This is a genomic window from Clostridium frigidicarnis (assembly GCF_900111985.1).
In the GTDB taxonomy this organism is placed as follows: Bacteria; Bacillota; Clostridia; order Clostridiales; family Clostridiaceae; genus Clostridium_Z; species Clostridium_Z frigidicarnis.
This window is the reverse complement of record NZ_FOKI01000001.1, coordinates 46011-68725: the sequence shown is the minus strand read 5'-3', so window position 1 is coordinate 68725 and position 22715 is coordinate 46011. Positions and strand designations below refer to the sequence as shown.

The window sequence follows — 22715 nt, the reverse complement described above, 5'->3', positions numbered from 1 at the left end:
ATATGGGAAAACAATATAAATTAGATACTGATTTAAGAATTTTACATAATGGGAAAAATGAATTAAGAATTAGAATGGGATTGTGGAATTATAATGAAGCAACAATATCTTTAAATGATTTTTCAGATAATCTTAAAGAGGCTTTAGTTAAAACAGTTTCTTTAATGAAAGAAAAGGATGGTTTTAATTTAGATAATTTAAAAGACTTAAACTTAAATAATGATGATTTAGACAATCTAAAAAATTTAATTTCTGAATTAGAAAATGCAGGGATGATTTATGAAAAAGGAAACCTTGATTTAAAAGAACGTATAAACCAGATTCTTTTAGGAGATATGACTCAAGTCTTTACTGAGGAAGATAGAAAACATAGAGAAGTTTTATTTGTGACTGACTGTGCTTATTCTGAAAAGTTATGTAAAGATTTATGCAATGAAATGAATTTAAAAATAAATATACAGGGGTCAGATCTTATAGAAGAGTTTTCTAATATAGACGCTGTAACTAATATAGATGCATTAAAAACACTAGACAGCGTAAATATTATTAAAGAAAGAATAAAAGATTTTGATTCAGTAGTAATACTTATGACACATATTAATATGAGTGCTTTAAGAAATTTAAATAGAACCATAATAGAACTTAATAAACCAGTGGTAGTGGGTATGATTGATGGTCCTTTTATTACGGTGTTTAGTGTTACACCACCAGCTACTGGATGTATCGAATGTTATGAACAAAGGATTTTAGCAAGATTAGAAGATCATTATCTTTATAATAAATATGTTAAGAATGACTTTGTAAATAAATCAGCTGTAAATCCATCCAAAATATTATTATCAAGCATGTTAACTAATTTATTACTATCTGAAAGTTTACTTTTAAGCTCTTTAGGCGCAACTAAATTTGAAGGAAGAGTTTTAAGTATATTTATACCTACTTTAGAAATACAAGTTCAAGATATCTTAAGAGTACCTTATTGCCCAGCATGCGGACATATTTCTAAATCTAAATTTGAAGAAATGAATGTTAAATCAAGAGTTATTATTGATGAAATCATTAAGGACATAAAAGAGAGGTAAGATGATATGCTTAAGTTCTATCCTAGTTATAATAAAGTTTTAAAAGAATTTAATGATGTTGCCGGTACTCAAACAGGAATAATTACTTCTATGGTCGTTCCTTTAGTTAACTATGAAGGAGAACCAACTTTAAAGAGTATGACAGGAACTATGCCTGATTACCATAAGCAAATTTTAACTGGAGGTCAATCTATTCAATATCACATTATCGGATATGGGTCTCACTATGAAGAGGCGTTTATCAAATATATAGGTGAAAGCATTGAAAGATATTCCACCTTAGTAGGAAGCGAACTAGTTAAAGATAAATTAGTTTATGCAAGCTATAATGAAATTAGCAAAACTGGAAAGACTATGCCTGTAAAATATATGAATGTCTTTACCAAAGGACAGATAGAAAAAATAAAGGAAATGAGGATTATATTATGTGATAAGGAAATAACTGATAATGATGTTATTGCTTGGATACAATGTCCTTCTCTTTTTAATCCTAAAGAGGATATTTGGGTTCCAGCCCAGATGCTTTTTATAGGGTATGAAAATAATACTCTAAGAGGTGAACAGAGATATATTCCAGCTTTTAGCACAGGAACAGCATCTCATAAATCTTTAAATAAGGCTCTTTTAAATGCTCTTATAGAGTATGTGCAAATAGATGCATTTATGATTAACTGGTATACAAAGAGAAAATGTAAAAGAGTTAATATAGATGATAAAAGAGTTAAAGAAATTATAAAACAACATGAATTAGATGAAAACTGTGAGTATGAAATAATTCCAATGGAGTTAACTTTACCTGATTTAGATTTACCAAGCTTTGCAGTTTATCTTAGAAGAAAAGATAATAAAGCACCTTATATGCTTTTAGGAATACAAGGAGATATGGACCCAATTCACGGTATGGTAAGAGGGATTATGGAGGCAGTACCAATAGCCCAAAGCACTTTCTATAATACTATATTTCATAGAGAAGCAATTGAAGAGGTTATGTCGCCTAATGCTAAATTTATTGATTTGGATAAAAATGTTCTTTTCTATGCAATGCCATATAAACAAGAGGAGAAAGATAAACTTCTTGAAGATTTAATAGAAGGAGAAATCAACTTATCTGAAATAAATAACTATGCTGATTATGATGTAGATATGCAAATTAAACATTTAATAAAAGAATTATCTAAAGTAAGTGAATATGCTGTATATATGGATTTAACTCCTCCTGAAGCTAGAGAAAAGGGTTGGTACGTAATGAGATTATTGGTACCAGAAATTTTAGAAATGTGTATTCCAGATTTTCCTTTTGCTAATCATCCTCGAATGATTAAATATGGAGGAGTAAAGAATGAATATCCACATCCAATGCCTTAGTTTAATAGTTATTTTATTTACATTAAACCCTTTAAGTATAGCCGAGTTAATTGAATTTATAAAAAGAAGTGGAAAGAATATCAAGATAGCAGTTTTTTTTAGAAATTTAACACTTATCTATATATTATTCATTGTATTAAGTTTTTATTTAATACCTCAAAGTTATGATATAAAAATGCCAATGAATAGTTTATGGATAGTTATAGGTATTTTATGTGCTCCATTAGTTATATTATTAGAAATTTTAACTTCATATATAATATTAAAACTTAAAGGTGAAGAGTTTAGTAAAGTTAAAATAGCCAGCAAATGGGTTAATTGCAGTGTAAAGGTTACTATATATACCTTACTTATAGGAATATTAGAGGAAATCGTATATAGACAAATATGGTTTTACTTAATGGTTTATATATTAGATATACATATTATCTTAGTTATTATAATATCTAGTTTATTTTATTCATTAAACCATATTACTTTAGGAAAGTATGTTGTAATTCAAAAGTTTATAAGTGGGTTAATTTTCTCAATGTTATTTTATCTTAGTGGACACGCAATACTAATACCATTAATATGCCACGGATTACAAAACTTAATTGTAGTAATAAGGGGGAATATGAATGGATGTAAAGGTTAATTTACTTATATACTTAGTTTGCTTTTTTATTTTCACTTCACTAATATATGGACAAGGTAGAGTAAATTCAAAAAATTCTAGATGGCTTAAGAGAAGAATACTTTCTTTAGGAGGATTTTTTTCAAAAGAGGTAGCAGAAGAATTTATTAGAATATCTTATTTAGTAGTAGTATTAGGATTTTTTTCAGTATTTTTATTTATTAATAATGATTTTATTATTAGAAATATTTATATGAAACTTACTATAAAGAATTTATTAATAATAGTGATTTCCTTTATAGCATTTATCCAAATATTATTTCTAACAGTAACTGTTGTATATTTAGGGTTTTTGAAAAAAGATTTTAATAAAGGTTTAGAAACTATAGATTGGATAAAAGTAAATTTAAATCACTTTGTTTATACAGGATATATAAGAACTTTAGGTATAGCTATTTTTGAAGTATTATTTTTCTTTAATCTTATATTCAGCATATTAAATGAAAAGTTTGAATTATCCATAGCACTAAGCATGATTATAACTGTTTTATATTATTGCTATGGAAAGTTTATTATTAGAAGAAATAAAGACAAGTACATAATGCTTAGTATATTAGGTTTTGCAATATCATCAACTACATTATCCTTGATAAATACAGTGAATAGTCTATTAGTAGGGATTTTGTTTTTGTATATTATACTTATTATGATAGCTTTTAAAGATTTTAAAGTTAAATTTTAGGAGGTCTAGTTATGGGAATAGTTTTATTAAAAGATTTAGTTAAATCCTACGGACAACACATTGCGGTAAATAATCTAAACCTTAAAGTTAACGAAGGAGAGATTTACGGAATATTAGGCCCAAATGGTGCGGGTAAAAGCACTACTATAAACATGTTAACTGGATTGCTAACTCCCTCATCTGGAGAAGTACATATATTTGAAAAAAAACTTACTAAAAATTCAAGAAATATTAAATCCAATATAGGAATTGTGCCACAAGATATAGCAATATATGAAGATTTAACAGCTATAGAAAATGTAATGTTTTTTGGTAGTTTATACAACTTAAAAGGACAAAATTTAAAAGAGAATGCTAAAAGGGCTTTAGAATTTGTTGGTCTAAGTGAAAGAGCTAAAGAAAAGCCCTCAAACTTTTCAGGTGGGATGAAAAGAAGATTAAATATAGCTTGCGCTATAGTACATAATCCTAAACTAATAATTATGGATGAACCAACAGTTGGTATTGATCCTCAGTCAAGAAACCATATACTAGATTCAATTAAAAAACTTAGAGATATGGGAAGTACAATAATATATACAAGCCATTACATGGAGGAGATTCAACATATATGCACTAACATAGCTATTATTGATCATGGTAAATTAATTGTAGAGGGAAAGATAGAGGATATACTTACAAAGTATAGTCCTGATAATGTAATAACTATTCAATTTATGTCATCTATATCTAAAGAAGATGTGGAGTCTATCGAAGATTTTACTGGAGTACGAAAAGTTATAATAAAAGATAAAATGATTATTGTAGAAAACAACAAAAATGTCAACAACTTAGATAAGATAATATTACACCTAACTAACAATAATTTATCTATTATTAACATAGAGAGAAAACATAATGACTTAGAAGCTATTTTCTTAACTCTTACCGGAAAAAGCCTTAGAGATTAGGAGTGATGATATGAGATTTTTTTCACTAGTAAAAAAAGAACTAATACATAATTTCAGAGACAAAAAAGCTATGTTTTTAATGACTATATTTCCTATATTATTAATTTTAATATTAGGAATGGCTCTTTCAGGAACTTTTAGTTCATCAATAATGCCTTCAAAAATTAAGGTTGCTTATATAGGAGATAGTGATAAAGAAATATATAAAAGTTTTAAAGAATTTACAAAGGAAAAGACATTAAATATTGAATTCGAAGAAATTAAAGATGAAGAGACCACAAAAGAAATGGTAAGTGATGGTAGATATGATGGGCTAATAAAGTTTACTGATGATGATACTATAGAACTCTTTAAAAATAATATAAGAGAGTTAAATGGAAACTTACTCAAAACTGTAATACAAACTTTTACTGATAAAAGTAATGTTGTAAATGCAGTAATAAAAGTTAATCCATCATCAGTAGAAGATATAATAAATAAGCCTATGCCAGACAACGTTAAGATAAATGAAGTTAAAGGTAGCACAAAGCCAACCTCAAGAGATTACTATGCTGTAACTATGTTTACTATGATAATTCTTTATAGCACTAATATAGGTGCCTTTGGAGTTCTTGGAGAGAATTTGAGAAAAACCTATGAAAGAATAATGGCTAGCACTGTAACTCCTATTGAATATCTATGTTCTAAGGTATTAGGAGCGTTTTTAATAACATCTTTTCAAGTTTCAATAGTATATTTATTTAGTAGATATGTTTTAAACACTAATTGGGGAGATAGACCATATTTTATATTATTAATATCAGCATCTTTAATATTTATGGCTGTTTCCTTAGGAATAGGATTGTCCATAGGAATTAAAAACCCTATAGTTATGTCTGCTGGATTGAACATGACAATACCTCTATTTGTATTCTTAGCAGGAGGGTATATACCATTAACTATATTTAATAATAAGATACTTAATATGGTTTCTAATATATCTCCATTAAAATGGACTAATGATGCAATTTTTAGATTGATTTATAATAATGATCTAAGTATAGTACCTATAGCCATTGCAGTAAATTTAATAATAGGATTAATATTCTTAAGTATGCCATTAATAGCTTTTAATAGAAGGGATGTGGTATAAATGAAAAATATATTTACAATAGCAAAAAATATATTAAAGATATCTCTAGGTAAAAAAGGGAATTGGATAACATTTTTGCTTTTACCTCTTCTAAGTATATTTGCAGCTTTAGCTTTTAATAGTGGCGGAAATAATGCTGTAAATGTTGGTGTATATGATGAAAATAACTCTTACTTATCTCAAGATGTAGTAAAATCTATTGGGGAAAATGAAAACTTTAAAGTTTATTCAGTAAATAGTTCTGACTTTGAAAAAGTACTTAAAAACAATAATCTGCAATGTATAGTAGAAATACCTAAAGAATTTGAGGAATCAATCCTTAATAATTCTGTTGAAGATATAAATATTTACTCATCAGAAGGAACTGAAATTACTTCTTGGATTGAAAACTACTTAAATTTTTATGTAGACAACTTAAAATCTATAGGCCTTGCAGCAAAAGGAGATAAAGAGACTTTTGATAATACATATAAGGAATTTAAGGATTCTCCTATTAAATTTATTGATAAAGAAGTAAATGATAAAACTAAAAATAAAGGTGTTACAAAGCAAAGTATTGGATTCTTGCTAGTATTTATGTTAATGGCATCAAAGGTTACAACAGATTATATTATGAAAGATAAATCCAATAGAACTTTCTTTAGAATATTTTCATCTTCTTTAACAAAATCTCAGTATATTATAGCTAATATCTTGGCTAATATGACTATATATATGTTTCAGATTTCCTTAATAATTCTTATATCTACAAAATTATTACATTTAAACTTCTATACAAGTATATTAAACTTATATATATTGTTTATATGTTTTGGTTTTGCTTCCATAGCTTTTGGTATACTTATTGCTGCTTTCTCAAAAAGTATATCCCAAAGCTCTCAACTTCAAAATATTATCATTGTGCCAACATCAATGCTGGCAGGCTGTTTCTGGCCAGTTGAAATCATGCCAGATTTTATGCAAAAGCTTGCTATGATTTTCCCTCAAAGTTGGGTTCTTAAAGCCATAGATAATTTACAGTTTGGAGAAAAGTTAGAAAATATAATTCCTTATTTACTAATGATTTTAATTTTTGCTATAATTGTATTTATAGTAGCTTTAGTTAAATTTAGAAATGATGAAGATATTAGAAATGTAATATAAGGTTTAAAGATAAAAAGTTTAATAAAAAAACTTAAAGTGTATTAAATAATTAAGCGTATAATTAATTATATATAAACTGTTATTCAACTATCCATCATCAAAGTAAGGGATTAAGTGTAATTTAATTATACTTAATCCCTTATTTTATGTGTAATTTTAAAGATATTTGAAGATGAATATCTTTGTTTTAAAATTCAATAGATGTAAATCTATTGAAATTATAGTATAATAACATTATCTACAAAATAAGGAATAAGTTTTAATAAGTACAACAAATTGCCTTATCCAATGATATATTAAAAAAGGGGGTGGATTTAGTGAGTATTAATAACTCACTAATATAAATTATGGGGGATGAAAACAAACTTAAAATTCAACTTAAAAACATATGGGAAAATGATTGGAATATTCCACAGGATGTTGACATCTACGCTTTATCTTTAGAGATGATGGATAATATAGGTTCTACTGACCCTGAACTTAGAGATATGCTTATATTAGAATTGCTTTATAATATAATATCATGCGAAAAAATATCATATAATGAAATTAAAGAGTTATTAAAACTTTCCTTAAATGATAATCATTTGTTTTATAAAATTGGTGAAAATGAAGATGATTCTGTATTTAAAAGAACTTTTACCCTTTGTATAATAAACATGATTTTAAATCTTAATAATGAATGTGATGATAGCTTTTTAAGTGAAAAAGACATACTTCACGTATATAATGAAGTATTAAGATATTTTAGAAATGAAAAAGATGTGAGAGGATATGTAAATATTAAAGGTTGGGCACATTCTAGTGCTCATACTGGAGATGTATTATGTAGTTTATCAGAATCTAAAGTTATAAAACATAGGGAGTTAATTGAAATTTTACAAGCAATAAAAGAAAAAATATGCATAAACACATATACTTATATAAACAGAGAAGATGAAAGGTTAATAAATGCAGTTGTTTCTATACTTGATAGAAATATATTAACTGATGAAGAAATAATAAATTGGATAAATAGTTTTAAAAATATAGAGTACATTGATAAATATCCTGAAGATGATCATTTAAGGATAAACCGCAAAATGTTTATGCGCAGCTTATATTTCAGGTTAAAAAAGATAAATGCAAATAAAAAACTTATAAATGCCGTTGAAGAACCACTAAATAACATTTTTTCCTAGTGATTTATTATAGCAAAAACATAGCTCTAAGCGTATTAGATATGCATTAGAGCTTTTTCTATTTGGAAAATTTATGTTTTCAACCATAATGGCCAATTTTAAACTAGAACGTGGCATAGCCGCCTTATTTCATATACAGAAAAGTATAAAAATTTTCGATTATAAAATGCTGATAAAAGCTAGGGTTAAAGAAATTTTAATCAGTGATAAGTTAATGATGAAATCTTCTTACACATGATCAACAAAATATAATTTAATTATATTTTATTGTGAATTTATATATAAATTTAAAGATATTCATGTACAAATATGATTATTATTAAATTTATAAGCTGGAAATCTATTGAAAGTATAATTTAATTATACTATAATAATATCACAAGGTAATATTATCTTAAAACAAGGAGTGAATTTGAATGAGTACAACAATAGGAAAAAAAATACGAGAACTACGTAAAGAACTTAAAATGACACAATCAGAGTTAGCAGGTAACGAACTGACTAAAAGCATGCTTAGTCACATTGAGACCGGTCATTCAAATCCTTCTATGAAAAGCTTAGAGTATATTGCAATGAAGCTTAACAAACCCGTAGCTTACTTTCTTGAGGATGATACAAAGAGTATTAGTAAACAACGTGAAGAGAAACAATTGCCTATGGATAAAATACTCTATGTCTTTAAAAATATTGATGAACTAATTAAAAAGAAAATCTATGAATTAGCTAAAACAGAAACTGAAAAGCTTTTAAGCTCATATACATTTAATGAAGAAAATAAGCTGTATGCTGATATAGTGTATAGATTAGGATACTGTAATCTTAAATTAAACAGAACGGAAGAAGGAAAAAAACTTATAGATACATGTTGTAATATTTATATGGATAATTTTTTATATGAAGAAGCAACAAGATCATATATGGATTTATTAAAATTAGAGCTAGAAAACTATAATTATAACGCCTGTATGAATATGTTAGATAAAATTCACGAAATTTATAGTAAATCCACTAACAAGAATATATTCTTAGAAATTGAAATGCTAGTAATAAAACCATCTATATATTTTGCTTTGGGGGACTTTGAAAAGACAATACATGTATGTGAAAAAGCAATTTCTTTATCAAAGGAAAATAACATTTACTATAGATTAGATGATGCTTACAGAATTTTAGCTATTACGTATATGCTTCAAGGGGATTTTAACAGATTTGATATAAATGCAAATGAAGCTAAAAAATATGTAGAGTTTACAGGTAATAAATTAAACTTATCTAAAATTTATCATAACTATGCAAAGTATGAAAACAAAAGAAATAATCCGCTGGAAGCTATGAAATATCTACATTTATTAGAATCTACTATAAGTGAAAAGACTTTTTATTATTACCTGGAATATGGAAAAACACAATATTTAATAGGTAATTATACTAAAGCTATAGAGGCGTTGATGAAAATAAACCCTAATGAAAAACCTGCTTATCTAATGGACTGTATTTATATAGCAACCTCAAAGATTTATAAGGGTTTGATTTATTGCAAGCTAGGAAACTTTCAGGAGTCTGTTATCGAAATAGAAGAAGGAATTAAAGATATTGAGTCCTACGCAAATCTAGAATACAAGGGGTTTGTTATGTGTGCACTAAATGAATTATCTTTTGCCTACAACAGTTTAAGTGAAGTGTATTCTCTAAATGGCTATTATGAGAATGCCTATATATTATTAAAAAAATCAAATGAAGTAAATACATTATATAAAAATAATTTATCTAATTGTAAAACTGTGAATTTAAAAAACTAAACACTAAACTTAATAATTAAAGTATTGGGGGATTAAAAATGGAAACAATGGTATTGAGAAGAGAAGAAATATTAAAGGTTATAACTGAGGCATTACAACCTTTAGATTATGTTTATGGAATGTGGCAATGTGGTTCTGCAGCCTTTAAAAGGGTTGACCAATGGTCAGATCTTGATATAGCAGTTGATGTAGAAGATGATAGAGTTAGAGATATATTTCCAGTTATAGATAAAGCATTAGTATCTTTAGCACCAATAGAACTTAGTTTAGAATATCCTCAGACTATGTCACCAGGAGGTTATCAAAAGGTTTACAAACTAGAAGGTGTAAGCAGGTTCATGGTTGCTGAAATATGTGCTGTAAAACACAGCAGCTCTGAAAAATTTCTCCAAAAAGAAATACATGGCAACGTCTTTGTCCATTTTGATAAGAAAAACATAACTGATATTAAACCTATTAATAATGAGATTTTCAATAAAAACTTGAAGACAAGAGTAGAAACTCTGGACAAACTATTTAATATATATCAATTCTTAATAGAAAAAGAGATTAATAGAAATAATCATATAGAAGCATTAGCATTTTATCAAAACTTTACACTAAATCCACTAGTAGAAGTTTTGAGAATGAAATATAATCCTTATAGATATAACTTTAAGTCAAGGTATGTATACTATGACTTACCTAAAAATGTAGTAAAAAAACTTGAAGAGTTCTATTTCATACTAGATACTAAAGATTTGGCATTAAAACATAAAGAGGCAATCAAATTGTTTAATGATACAGTAAATGATTTAAATACACTTGATAAAATTGTTTAATATCAGGTTAAACAATCTTATTAGTAACTATAATATTTTAACTTTTAAAAGTTAACAATAGAAAAAGATGAACTATATATTAAACATACAGTTCATCTTTTTCTATATATTTCAATTATAAACTCATAAACTCCAACTTAGCATTTTAAATTTGTTACTTTAGTGAAGTTTGTCACATTCAACTTGTCACTTTTATTAAAGATCTCCAAGAGGATTAGACTTAACTGCATCCCTTAAAGTTTCATCATCAACATGGGTATATATCTGAGTGGTTGAGATATTTTCATGGCCAAGTATCATCTGAAGACTCCTTATATCAACATTTCCATGCTTGTACATAAGAGTAGCAGCGGTGTGCCTTAACTTATGTGGGGTGCAATTATTCTTTTCAATACCTGAATGTTTCACATGCTTTTTAACTAAAAGTTCAATAGCTCTAACAGAAATTCTTGTGTTTTTATTAGTTAAAAATAGAGCATTTTTATCTTCAATAGGAACTTTTTCAGTATTTCTCATAGGAATATAATCAGCTATAGCTTTAAGGCAGGCACGGTTTAAATAAACAGTTCTTTCCTTATTACCTTTTCCTATTATAGTTAATGTATCTTCCTTTATTTTATCTATGTTTATACTGCAAAGTTCCGAAACTCTTAGTCCACAGTTTAAAAATAGTGTTAATATACAAAAATCTCTTTTATAATTTTTATTGCTTTCATCTAATGAAGTTAGTAAAGTCTTACTTTCATTTAAAGTTAAATAAATAGGGTGTCTTTTGCTTATTTTAGGTGATTCTAGCTCTTGAGCTGGATTTTCATCTAAGATTTTCGCCTTACCATTTAAATATTTAAAGAAAGATTTTAAAGTTGCTACTTTTCTAGCCCTTGCATATGTACCATTTTTCCTGTACTTGTCGGTGAAAGATATAAAGGCGTATAAATCTGATAATCTAATTGATCTTAAAAACTTATTATCTATGTCACTTATATCTATTTCTTTAAGCTCAATGTCTACTTTACATAATCCTTTATAATATTTTAAAAATCTAAAAAACATTATAATATCTACTTTATATGCATTAACAGTATTTTGGGATTTACCTTTTATTGTAGATAAATATGTTAAAAAATCATTTAAACATGGTGGAAGACTTGAATTTTCAATAATACCTATATCAAATTTCATAAAGAACCTCCTTAATACCTTAAACTTTTTGATTTAAAGTCTTTTCTCATTTTGTTTTAATTTCAATTATTACCTCTATTGTAAATAGTATAACATGATACTATTTAATTATATAGAATATATTGCCTTGTAGTCTATATATTAAATTATTCTTATGAAGTTTATTAAATAGAAGCCCATTGATTGAACTTAAAACTTATCAATGTACCACAGATCTCACTTTTTAACACAATACCTAGTCATGAAATAAGCTCATAAGTGGGGTAGTAGTGATTATCTTAAATTTAATAATCTAATTTGTTTGTAAAATTTAGTAATATTTAAATAAGAAACACATATAGTATTAAGCATAATTATTATTAAAGTTTAATTCTTAGATATTCTTAACTACATAGAACACACCTTAGGATAACTTGCTAAGACTTTAGAAGTGTGATAATTTACTTCTTAAAGCTTACTGAAGATAAATAAGTGCTTATCATTAAAACTTAACTTTCATATACTTATAAAAAAGTCTCTTTAAGTTTTAATTTGAAATGATAATAATTATCATTGTTTTGCAGATATTAGGAAGTGACTTTTAAAAACATCCAAACCTTTTTATCGTTTAATAGAAGCATTTTCTAAAAAAATTTAAAATTAAATTTAAAAACAGCAAAGATTCATTATATTTATTTAAAGTTTTTTTAATTAACAAATACATTTGTAAAATAATTTCATAACTTTAAATCTTGATAGGAATAAATTCAATTTTTCAGCATCCATTTATTTAAGCTATTATCTATTCAAAATTCATTAAAACTTATATATGTACATTTGAAATTTTTTCGATAGCTTATAAGACCAAATTTTCGATTCTATAAATATATAACTTTATAGAATCTTTACGAATCCTTGCAAACCCTTGATTTACAAGGATTCTTTACTTTTCATATGTATTTTTATTTGAAATCTACTTAAAACTCTATAATTACTTCCTGTTTTTTATATGTTTTTTCTCTATTCCTTTTTTCTAAACCACAAAAACTTCGCTAAATGTATATTTAGCGAAGTTTTTTATATGATTTTTGTATTTCTTTTCGTAATATACGTTCTTCTTAATTTTAGACACTTTCACACATGTAATACACACGTAATACATGTGTTATTTATGTATTACATATATTTGTGTTATAATATATGTAGAATTTTTTGTTTAAATTAGAGAGGTGAATTTAATGAGCGATATAAAAACCACTACTATGAGGCTTTCAGAAGATACTATAAAATCCTTTAGAACCATAGCTGAACAAGAAGGATTTACACAAGAACAATGTATGGCATACTTAGTAGATATATTTCAAATGCAAAGCGCTAAAGAAATAATGGCAGATAGAAAAAAGGAAATAGAGACATTTGAGGATTATATACATAAATTAATGAATTTATATATGGGATCATTAGAAATAAGCATAAATGCGGAAGATAAGATAAAAGATAAGTTTTCTGGAGATTTGGAATCTAAAGATAAATTAATAATAAAATTAAATGAGGAACTAACTGAATTGAAGAGTACTATAAAGACAAAAGACAAAGAAAGAAAAAAGGTAGAAGAGAGCTTAGAAAGAAATTCTAAAGAATATGAGACCATGGAAGCATTGGTTTCCCAAAATAAAACCATATTAGAAAAGATTCAAGAAGAAAATTTGAAATTAAAAGAAGATTTAAAAAATTTTAAAGGGAAAGACAAAGAGATAATTGATTTAGAAAAAGAAGTTAAGACTTTAATATCAAAACTTGAAGACTCCAATTTATTTATAAAGAAAAAAGACTTACAAATAGAAAGTCTAGAGAATCAAATAGTTTTATATAAAAACAACTATGAAGAAGTAAAAAATGAAATAAAAATCGAAAAAACTTATACTGAAAAGAAATTCAATTCTACTTTAGATAAACATAAAGAAGAAATAACCCAAATAAAATCAGCTATTGAAAAAGAGTTTGAAAAGAAATTTCAAGAGAGATTAAATTTTGAAAAAGAAAAATTTCTATTAGAAAAGGAAAAAGAACTTATTGAACTAGAAAAGGCTTTAACTAGAAAAGAAAAAAAAGGAGAAGATAAAAAAGAGTAACCATACTCTCCTATTATATAATAAAATTCATCTAAACATGAAAATAGAATGATAAGCACCATAAACCCGACGCTTATCATTCTATTTTCATTAAGATAATTCTTTGTTATGAGATATACACTTTCAATATAAAGTTAAAAGTTAATGTTGATTTTTTCACGAAAAATCTAAAATTAAAAATTAAATTTTATAATATCAAAAACAGACTAGCTTACAATAAGCCCTACCCCATTTTCTTTAAGATAATTTATAAAACCTTCCTCAGGTAGTTCATCAGTTATTATTATTGACACTTTTTTTAAATTACATACATTATAATGGCATAATCTATTAAACTTTGATTTATCAGCAAGAACTATTACTTCTTTGCTTTGTTCTACCATTTTTCTCATAACTTCTGCATCCTCTTCATTATCTACAGATACACCTTCTTCACTAACTCCAAGAGCTCCCAAAAAACATTTATCAGCATAATAATTAGACAATATATTTATAGTTGAGCTTCCATAGCAAAATCTATGTATTTTATTTATTTTACCACCAAGCATAAAAACATTCACATCATCACTATACATTAACACATCAGCAACTTCTATAGAATTGGTTATAACAGTGCATTTTTTATATTTTAAAGAATAAGAAAAAGTTTCAACTGTTGTGGAGGTATCTAAAATAACCATATCCCCCTCCTCCACTAATTCATAAGCCTTTTGTGCAATTTTTCTTTTTTCCATAGAATCAATAGTAAGTCTTTTAGCGTAGTTTTCCGTCTTTCTTTCATGGTCATTATGTTTATACATTGCTCCACTATAAGTTCTTATAATTTTATCTCCGGAAAGAAGCTGTTCTAAATCAGCTGATGCTGTTTCTTTTGATACACTGCAAAAACTACATATTTCATCAATTGACATACGTTTATTTTGTTTTAGATATTGTAAAATTAAATCAAACCTCTCATCTTTGCACATATAAACACCCCTACTATAATTAATATTAATTCTTTCTTAAATAGTCCTCTATATGATTTAAAGCTTTTTTAAGTTCTTCCATGCTATAGCAATAGGATATTCTCATAAAACCCTCACCACTAGTACCAAAAGCACTTCCAGGAACGCATGCTACTTTTTCTTTATTTAATAAATCAACACAAAAATCATTGCTACTTATATTTTCCTTAGGTATTTTAGGAAATATATAAAATGCTCCCTTAGGCATATTAACCTGAAATCCTATTTCTTTTAATCTAGAGTACACAAAATCTCGTCTTTTTTTAAATTCTTCCTTCATGATTTCTACATCATTAAGACAATGTGTAAGTCCCTTTAAAGCACCATATTGAGCTACAGAAGGTGCACAAGATACATTATATTGATGAACCTTCATTATTTCATTTAGAAGTTTATTCTTGCAACATATATATCCTATCCTCAGCCCTGTTAATGAAAACATTTTTGAAAATCCACTTATGTATATGCATCTTTCAACTAAATCTTCATACTGACATACTGAATAATAATTATCCTCATAGCAAACAGACGCGTAAATCTCATCAGTTATTATATATAACTTTTCATCCTTTAAAATCTTATAAAGATTATCTCTAAGTTCTTTTGTCATAACTGCTCCTGTTGGATTGCTTGGGTATGATAGAACCATGGCTTTAGGATTAAATTTCTTAATCTTTCCTTTAAGATCTTCTATATCTATTAAAAATTCCTTGTTTAACTTATATTCAATAACATTAGCACCTATAATCGTTCCTATGGCTTTATAAGCTGGATATGAAGGATCTGGTACAAGTATTACATCCCCTGGATTTAACATGCCTTGAAACGCAGCATAAAGCCCTTCACTGCCACCTACTGTTATACAAACATCCTCAGTACTAAAGTTTATATTAAATGTCTTTAAATAATTTGAAATTTCTTGCCTCAACTCTACTATACCTGCATTAGATGTATAAGTTGTTTTATCATTCTCTATAGAATCAATCATAGCCTTCTTTATAAAACCCGGAGTTTTAAAATCTGGTTGTCCTAAGGTTAATGATAATGCACCCTCAACTTGACTAACCTTATTAGAAAATTTTCTTATACCTGATATTTCTATATTTTCAACATTTGTATTCATATAACACCTTGACTTCTACATGTAACTTATAACTACATAATATTATAGAACTCAAGTACCACCTGCCTCTCTCTATATATACATCTATAATAGCATTATATAACATATATTTGAATAATTAATTTCAAAATACGTCTTTATTAAATATAATTTGCTATAAAACATTAACAAAATCCTTCTAATATGATATATTATCTATTATAATTAACCTGTAAATACATAGTAATACAAATTAGAAGGGATGATATATATGAATAATTATAATTTTACAGATCCTTATGAAATTGCACGTTTTATAAAGGAAGTTAAGAAATCTACTCCAGTTAAGGCTTATATAAATGGAAATTTAAAAAATGCCAATGTTAGTAACTTAGAGTGTTTTGGGGATAATAGCTTTTACATATTATTTGGAGAAAATGATGATGTGATAAAATTCTTAGAAGATAATAAAGATGTTATCAAAAACTTTAAAGTTGAAAATGATAGAAGAAATTCAGCTATACCTATGTTAGACCTTAAAGGAATAGATGCTAGAATAGAGCCAGGTGCAATTATAAGAGACAGAGTTAAAATAGATAAAAATGCTGTTATAATGATGGGTGCCGTTATAAATATAGGTGCTGAAATAGGAGAGGCAACAATGGTTGATATGAACGCTGTTGTTGGAGCTCGTGGAAAACTTGGAAAAAGAGTTCACCTTGGAGCAGGTGCAGTTGTTGCAGGAGTTTTAGAACCACCAAGTAAGTCACCATGTGAAATAGGTAATGATGTTCTTATAGGAGCAAATGCAGTCATATTAGAAGGTGTTAAAATAGGAGAAGGATCTGTTGTTGCTGCAGGATCTGTTGTTACAGAAGATGTTCCTTCCGGAGTTGTAGTTGCTGGAATACCTGCTAAAATAATAAAGCATGTTGATAACAAAACTAAAGACAAAACTCAACTAATGGATGATTTAAGAAAATAAATACAAGTAAAAAAGGATAATCCTCATTGGATTATCCTTTATATTTTTACATAACTTCTTTTTCTGTGAATTCTGTAGTTGTAAATTCTGTAGTTGTAATTGTTTGTTCTTCCTCTGATTGTTCCCCATTTTCAAGAATAATGTCTTCTTTATTTACCTTTTCCATTTTTGAAATAGAAACTTCATAAGCTATCTTATTTATTACTTCTGTATCGCTTACTTTCTTTTGATACTCTCTACTTTGAAGTCTTCCCCATACTCTTATATTATCCCCAACTTCTAAAGTTTGACAGAATCTAGAGTTTCTACCCCATGCAATAGTTGGTATATAATCAGATTTATTATAAGCTCTATTTACAGCTAGTAATACATCGGCTATTTCTCTTCCAAAAGGAGTAGTTCTATAAACAGGCTCCTTGCAAATAAATCCATCTAAGAAAATTTCATTTGGATTTTTACTTCTCTCAGCACATGGTTCTATGTTTCTTGCAAATACAGTAAGTATTAATCTATTAGAACCATCCACAAATTTATTATAAGATCTTAATTGGCCATCTACTATTATGTCACTTCCAATACTTAAATCTAGATTAGTTATAAGTCTTTCAGAAACGGTTACATTTAGTAAATCTGTAGTGTCACTTAATCTCATAACCTCCACTTGAAAATTGTAAAATCCTTCCCCATACATTTCATGGCTAAAGCTAAGTTCTGAAGCCACACTTCCCTCTAAGTAAATCTTGTTGTTTAAAAATAAATTGTCCATCTTAACCCCTCTCTCCCTTGGTTTATAAATTTCTTTACATCACTAAGATATTAATAAAACTAAATAAATATTACTTTTTTTATATTTATTTGGTAAAAAAAGCTTAATCCCATTATAATACATATCTAATAACAAATTCAATATCATTTAACAAATTGTTTTCCAGTTATATCTATATAAAAGTCTGTTTTATAAGCTAAATCTGATATTTTCACAGTTTCATAAGAATTATCTTTTAAAACTTGAAGCAATTTTCTTAAATTATTAGGTGTATACTTTGCATTATTATGAAATAATATTATTGAACCCTTGGATAATTTTTTAACAACCCTGTTATATTCAATATCTTCCCCCTGCTCTTTCCAATCTACGCTATCAATATCCCATTGTATAGGTAAAAGTCCTGTACTTTTAACAGCATCTAGTGAATTATTATTATAGGACCCACTTGGAAATCTAAACACCTTACAATTTTCTCCAGTAACATTTTTTATTATATCCTCAGTTTTAGATACTTCAGATATAATCCTCTCTTTTGATATAGCAATAAAGTCTGGATGCATGTAAGAGTGGTTTCCTATTTCATGTCCTCTTCTATGAATTTCTTTTAGGATATTGGCATTATCTTCACAATGATTTATCCAACCCCCCATTACAAAGAAAGTTGCTTTTGCATCAAATTCATCTAGAATTTCTAAAATTTCTAAAGTATAATCTTTTTCTCCCCAATTTACATCAAATGTTATAGAAATTTTATTATCTTTTGTGTCAACAGAATAAATGGGATGATCTTTAGTTTTTGCTAATGCAAATTCAGTAAAGCCCTGAAAAATAAAACCATTTATTACAACAAATAATATCAAACTTTTAACAATTTTTCTAGTATTTTTTTTCATTTTTGTAAATCTCCTTCCTATGTTGTTTTCTAAATCAATATTTAATATGCACTTTTTTAGCTATATAATTCATTTTTACGTATATAATCTTATATTTTCAAAAGAATTATTATATAATAATATTGAAATGAAATTTTTCACAAAGCTTTTTATATAAAGATAAATCCTCTAAGTTTTATCTTAGAGGATTTACCAAGAAATAAATTTTTATGTTATAATAAAAGGCAGTACATTTATTTTATCTTTGGAGGGTGGGATATCAGTGCATGAAAATTCAACAGAGTTAGCTGAGAATAAGCTACTTTTACTTTACATACTTAAAAACTTAAAAATGCCTATAACAAATGGGCAATTAACGGATATAATTCTTGAAAACAATTTTATAAATTATTTTATACTTCAACAATATATTTCAGAACTTGTACATTCTAGCTTTGTTAAGTATGAAAGTGTTAATGAAAAAAATTTATTACTTTTAACAGATAAAGGTGATAATGTTCTTTCATTTTTTAAAGATAGAATATCATCTGGTAAAATTACATCAGTTGATGAATACATATCCAAAACAAAAGACAGACTTAAAAAAGAGCTAACAATAACAGCAGACTACACTATAGAAAAGGATAATTGTTACATAGTTAATTTAAAAGCTATGGAAAATGAAACTCTTTTAATGAATATAAGTGTTAATGTAGCTACAAACAAACAGGCTATTTCTCTTTGCAACAACTGGAAAGAGAACTCTTCTGAAATATATAATAATGTAATGAATTGTATAATTAAAGATTAATCCAGAATCATGCCATTAGGTTCTTTACCTAGTGGTATGATTTTCTGCTTACTGGATTTTAAATCTATTATAATTAGATTATTATTTAAATTATCACCAACATATAAAGACTTACCGTACCTAATAATGCCCCTAGGCATTCCATGTATGTTGATTCTTTTGATTTCTTTAAAATCTAAAACATCAATAACACTTATTGAGCCATCTTCAAAATTGCTTACGAAAACCTTATCATCATTCTTATCATAATAAAAATCTACTGGATATTTTCCAAGCTCTAAAGATTTTATTTTTTCACCACTATTAAAATCTATTAAAGACAAATGTCCTGTTTCTTCACCAATGTGACTTTCACAACACATTAAATGACCATGTCTTATTATACCTGACTTAGTAGGAAATAAACCTACTGGTATACTTCTTATAATTTCATTTGTTTTCAAGTCAAAAATCGACACAGTGCTACTTATCATATTTGTTATAAGAGCAATATTTAGTGTTTCATATATTTCTATGTTATGTGGATATACATCACAAGGAACTTGGCATATAACTTTATTTAATGCTAGATCAAATATAACTAGGTTATCGTTTTCACTGCAAGTTATATACGCCATATTATTAAAGGCTTTAACATCTGTTAGTCTGGACCCAATATAGAACTCTTCTAAGTTATTTTTGTTTAATAAATCTATTTTTGATATTGTATTGCTAAAGTTATTTGCAACCAGTAAAATGTTGTCCCATTTACAAATTCCATGTGGCCCCTTTCTAAAATTATTTTCTTTAATAAAAATACTTTCTTCAACTAAAGTTTCTAAATTAACTTTTGATACACTATCAGATGATGTATTACATATATAAAGATTTTTCATTATAGTGTTCACCTACCCATCTTAAAATAATATATTTATAATATAATATGAAAATTTGTAAATTAAGGGCATAATTTTTCTATAAAACATTTACTATATTTTTATAATTTTTAAAATTATAGACACAGGAAAGTTTGTCCAATATAATATATAGAGAACTAATTAAAGGAGGATGACTTTATGTATACATTTGAAACAACTGGAGTCTGTGCTAAAAAAATAATTTTTGATATTGAGGATAATAAAGTAAAAAATGTATCCTTTGAAGGTGGATGTTCAGGAAATCTTCAAGGTGTCGCTAAATTAGTTGAAGGAATGGACATCAATGAAGTTGTGCATAAATTAAAAGGAATAAGCTGTGGTCAAAAAAACACATCTTGTCCTGATCAACTTGCTAATGCTTTGAAAGAATTTTCTGAAAATAAATAGTGTTTTTAAATAAATATACATATTTTTATGTATATTTATTTTTTTAAGGTTGAAGGTCTAAGAAAACCATCTTTTTAAAATTAAATAGAATGATAAGCGTTAGCACACTATTAGATAGAGCGAATCTTCATTCAGGTGGTGTCCCTTTCCACCATGTGAATGTTAGATACACCGTAAGTATTCTTAGCTAAGAAAAGTATTGCTTACGTTAAGAATTTCAATTGTTTAAACCCAGTGAGTTATTGAAATTTAGTGATCGGTGCTTATCATTCTATTTTCTTGTTTAGAAGGATTTTCTTGTTAAAATTCTTCTCATATCACCTATCATATATAATGATCCAGATATTAATAATAAATCATTAGGTGCTGTGTATTCAAGTGCCTTTTTTACAGCCTCTTCATAATCCTCTACAGCTTCAACATTCTTATTTACTCTTAATATATGATTCTTTAGTTCATTACAAATTGTAGCTCTTTCGCTATTTGGAGTTACTGTTATTATACTACTTGCCATAGGACAAATAACATCTATCATATCATCAACTTGCTTATCTGCTAAAATTCCTAATATTAATATTATCTTATTGTATTTAAAGTATCTTTCAACATTATTTCTAAGATTTTTAATACCATCTATGTTATGAGCACCATCTATAACAATGGTAGGATTAGTACTTAAAACTTCAAGACGTCCCTTCCATGAAACATCTTCTAGTGCCTTTATTTTAACTTCTTCATCTATACTTATATCATCGACTTTTTCTAAAGTTTCTATAGCTTTTATAGCAACCTGTGCATTTAAAAGCTGATGTTCTCCTAATAATCCCAAAGTAACTAATATTTTTTTGTTATTTATAGTTATTAGTCCCTTTTGCTTTATTGATAAAGTATCTTTATCAACGTCCTTGTACTGAACCATATCTCGAGTTACATATACAATAGGACTGTTACTACTTTTAGCCATATTTTCTAAGACACGTAATACCTTATCTTCATTAGGATATAATATAATAGGTGTACTCTCTTTAATTATTCCTGCCTTTTCTTTAGCTATATCCTCTATGGTATTACCTAATATATTCATGTGATCATAGCTTATAGATGTTATAACACTTACTAAAGGGCTTATAACATTAGTTGAATCTAGTCTTCCCCCTAACCCAACTTCCATTACAGCATAATCAACTTTTTCTTCATAAAAATATAAAAGTGCAGCACATGTTATAATCTCAAATTCTGTTGGATCATCTAATCCCTCTTTAGTAACAGTTGATATAACCGACTTTACTTTTGATATAACCTGGCATAATCTAGTTTTCGGTATATTAGTATTATTTATCTGCATTCTCTCTTCAAAGTCCTCTAAGAACGGAGAAGTATACATACCAACTTTGAAACCATTTTCTTTTAATATGTTACTTAATATACACGTTGTTGAACCTTTTCCATTAGTTCCAGCAATATGTATGGTTTTTATCTTTTTATGTGGATTTCCCAAAAGTTCTAAAATTCTATTAGTTCTTGATAGTCCATAATTTGTACCGAATTTTCCTACACTATGTATATAATCCATAGTTTCATTATAATTCATTGTATTCATAAAGTACTTGTTATATAAATGTTTTTATATAACAATCTCCCCTCCTTACTATTCCATATAATTCAAAGACTTTTAAAATCTTATTTAATAGAAATTCTTTGTTTAAAGCCAAAATTCCTTTAATTTTTTATATTTTATCAC

Annotated in this window: 21 protein-coding genes; 14 read left to right on the top strand and 7 right to left on the bottom strand. The window is 26.9% G+C overall.

Annotated features, from left to right (window positions below; translation table 11 throughout):
- The first annotated feature begins 2 nt into the window (after nucleotides 1-2).
- The 10 genes from BM119_RS00280 to BM119_RS00235 all read left to right on the top strand — a co-directional run bounded on the left by BM119_RS00280 (nucleotide 3) and on the right by BM119_RS00235 (nucleotide 10831).
- Complete coding sequence (locus BM119_RS00280; protein WP_090037525.1) at nucleotides 3-1082, top strand: hypothetical protein; 1080 nt, start codon at nucleotides 3-5, stop codon at nucleotides 1080-1082.
- A gap of 6 nt (nucleotides 1083-1088) precedes the next feature.
- A complete protein-coding gene (locus BM119_RS00275; RefSeq protein WP_090037522.1) occupies nucleotides 1089-2447 on the top strand; it encodes a YcaO-like family protein in 1359 nt (452 codons plus the stop codon).
- Nucleotides 2422-3084, top strand: coding sequence for a CPBP family glutamic-type intramembrane protease (locus tag BM119_RS00270; RefSeq protein WP_090037519.1), 663 nt, complete (start codon nucleotides 2422-2424; stop codon nucleotides 3082-3084). Before BM119_RS00275 ends, BM119_RS00270 begins: the two co-directional genes overlap by 26 nt.
- Entirely contained in the window at nucleotides 3068-3805 is a 738-nt protein-coding gene (locus BM119_RS00265; protein WP_090037517.1) for a SagF family protein, read from the top strand. Before BM119_RS00270 ends, BM119_RS00265 begins: the two co-directional genes overlap by 17 nt.
- 11 nt (nucleotides 3806-3816) lie before the next feature.
- Complete coding sequence (locus BM119_RS00260; RefSeq protein ID WP_090037514.1) at nucleotides 3817-4755, top strand: ABC transporter ATP-binding protein; 939 nt, start codon at nucleotides 3817-3819, stop codon at nucleotides 4753-4755.
- Nucleotides 4756-4765: 10 nt separating this feature from the next.
- The gene (locus BM119_RS00255; protein WP_090037510.1) at nucleotides 4766-5887 is read left to right on the top strand and encodes a SagG family ABC transporter permease subunit; all 1122 of its coding nucleotides are present in this window, start codon (nucleotides 4766-4768) and stop codon (nucleotides 5885-5887) included.
- Nucleotides 5888-7030 carry an ABC transporter permease gene (locus BM119_RS00250; protein WP_090037507.1) on the top strand — a complete coding sequence of 381 codons (1143 nt, stop codon included), beginning with the start codon at nucleotides 5888-5890 and terminating at the stop codon, nucleotides 7028-7030.
- 347 nt (nucleotides 7031-7377) lie between these two features.
- On the top strand, nucleotides 7378-8211 hold the full coding sequence (locus tag BM119_RS00245) for a DUF2785 domain-containing protein (protein ID WP_090037504.1): 834 nt from the start codon (nucleotides 7378-7380) through the stop codon (nucleotides 8209-8211).
- A gap of 416 nt (nucleotides 8212-8627) precedes the next feature.
- The gene (locus BM119_RS00240) at nucleotides 8628-10010 is read left to right on the top strand and encodes a helix-turn-helix domain-containing protein (RefSeq protein WP_090037500.1); all 1383 of its coding nucleotides are present in this window, start codon (nucleotides 8628-8630) and stop codon (nucleotides 10008-10010) included.
- Between the two features lie 38 nt (nucleotides 10011-10048).
- Entirely contained in the window at nucleotides 10049-10831 is a 783-nt protein-coding gene (locus tag BM119_RS00235; protein WP_090037497.1) for a hypothetical protein, read from the top strand.
- 195 nt (nucleotides 10832-11026) lie between these two features.
- On the opposite strand, the gene BM119_RS00230 is transcribed toward BM119_RS00235, so the two are convergent.
- Nucleotides 11027-12013 (bottom strand): tyrosine recombinase XerC, encoded by a 987-nt coding sequence (locus tag BM119_RS00230; protein ID WP_090037494.1) that lies wholly within the window; start codon nucleotides 12011-12013, stop codon nucleotides 11027-11029.
- A 1217-nt stretch (nucleotides 12014-13230) separates the two neighbouring features.
- Between BM119_RS00230 and BM119_RS00225 the strand changes: the two genes are divergently transcribed.
- The gene (locus BM119_RS00225; protein WP_090037493.1) at nucleotides 13231-14124 is read left to right on the top strand and encodes a coiled-coil domain-containing protein; all 894 of its coding nucleotides are present in this window, start codon (nucleotides 13231-13233) and stop codon (nucleotides 14122-14124) included.
- 206 nt (nucleotides 14125-14330) lie between these two features.
- On the opposite strand, the gene BM119_RS00220 is transcribed toward BM119_RS00225, so the two are convergent.
- Together BM119_RS00220 and BM119_RS00215 are read right to left on the bottom strand one after the other, a co-directional pair.
- On the bottom strand, nucleotides 14331-15092 hold the full coding sequence (locus BM119_RS00220; protein ID WP_090037490.1) for a DeoR/GlpR family DNA-binding transcription regulator: 762 nt from the start codon (nucleotides 15090-15092) through the stop codon (nucleotides 14331-14333).
- Nucleotides 15093-15117: 25 nt separating this feature from the next.
- On the bottom strand, nucleotides 15118-16254 hold the full coding sequence (locus BM119_RS00215; RefSeq protein ID WP_177199263.1) for a pyridoxal phosphate-dependent aminotransferase: 1137 nt from the start codon (nucleotides 16252-16254) through the stop codon (nucleotides 15118-15120).
- Nucleotides 16255-16504: 250 nt separating this feature from the next.
- Between BM119_RS00215 and dapD the strand changes: the two genes are divergently transcribed.
- Nucleotides 16505-17218 carry a 2,3,4,5-tetrahydropyridine-2,6-dicarboxylate N-acetyltransferase gene (dapD, locus tag BM119_RS00210; RefSeq protein WP_090037487.1) on the top strand — a complete coding sequence of 238 codons (714 nt, stop codon included), beginning with the start codon at nucleotides 16505-16507 and terminating at the stop codon, nucleotides 17216-17218.
- A gap of 46 nt (nucleotides 17219-17264) precedes the next feature.
- Here dapD and BM119_RS00205 read toward each other — a convergent pair whose 3' ends face one another.
- On the bottom strand, nucleotides 17265-17984 hold the full coding sequence (locus tag BM119_RS00205) for a single-stranded DNA-binding protein (RefSeq protein WP_090037484.1): 720 nt from the start codon (nucleotides 17982-17984) through the stop codon (nucleotides 17265-17267).
- A gap of 143 nt (nucleotides 17985-18127) precedes the next feature.
- The gene (locus BM119_RS00200) at nucleotides 18128-18880 is read right to left on the bottom strand and encodes a polysaccharide deacetylase family protein (protein ID WP_090037481.1); all 753 of its coding nucleotides are present in this window, start codon (nucleotides 18878-18880) and stop codon (nucleotides 18128-18130) included.
- A 262-nt stretch (nucleotides 18881-19142) separates the two neighbouring features.
- Between BM119_RS00200 and BM119_RS00195 the strand changes: the two genes are divergently transcribed.
- Nucleotides 19143-19670, top strand: a complete 528-nt coding sequence (locus BM119_RS00195) for a DUF4364 family protein (protein WP_090037479.1) — start codon at nucleotides 19143-19145, stop codon at nucleotides 19668-19670.
- Here BM119_RS00195 and BM119_RS00190 read toward each other — a convergent pair.
- A complete protein-coding gene (locus BM119_RS00190; RefSeq protein WP_090037477.1) occupies nucleotides 19667-20545 on the bottom strand; it encodes a YncE family protein in 879 nt (292 codons plus the stop codon). The two genes, BM119_RS00195 and BM119_RS00190, sit on opposite strands and share 4 nt — an antisense overlap.
- 180 nt (nucleotides 20546-20725) lie before the next feature.
- Between BM119_RS00190 and BM119_RS00185 the strand changes: the two genes are divergently transcribed.
- The gene (locus BM119_RS00185; RefSeq protein ID WP_090037474.1) at nucleotides 20726-20974 is read left to right on the top strand and encodes a TIGR03905 family TSCPD domain-containing protein; all 249 of its coding nucleotides are present in this window, start codon (nucleotides 20726-20728) and stop codon (nucleotides 20972-20974) included.
- A gap of 283 nt (nucleotides 20975-21257) precedes the next feature.
- Here BM119_RS00185 and BM119_RS00180 read toward each other — a convergent pair whose 3' ends face one another.
- On the bottom strand, nucleotides 21258-22565 hold the full coding sequence (locus tag BM119_RS00180) for a bifunctional folylpolyglutamate synthase/dihydrofolate synthase (RefSeq protein ID WP_177199279.1): 1308 nt from the start codon (nucleotides 22563-22565) through the stop codon (nucleotides 21258-21260).
- Nucleotides 22566-22715 lie beyond the last annotated feature (150 nt).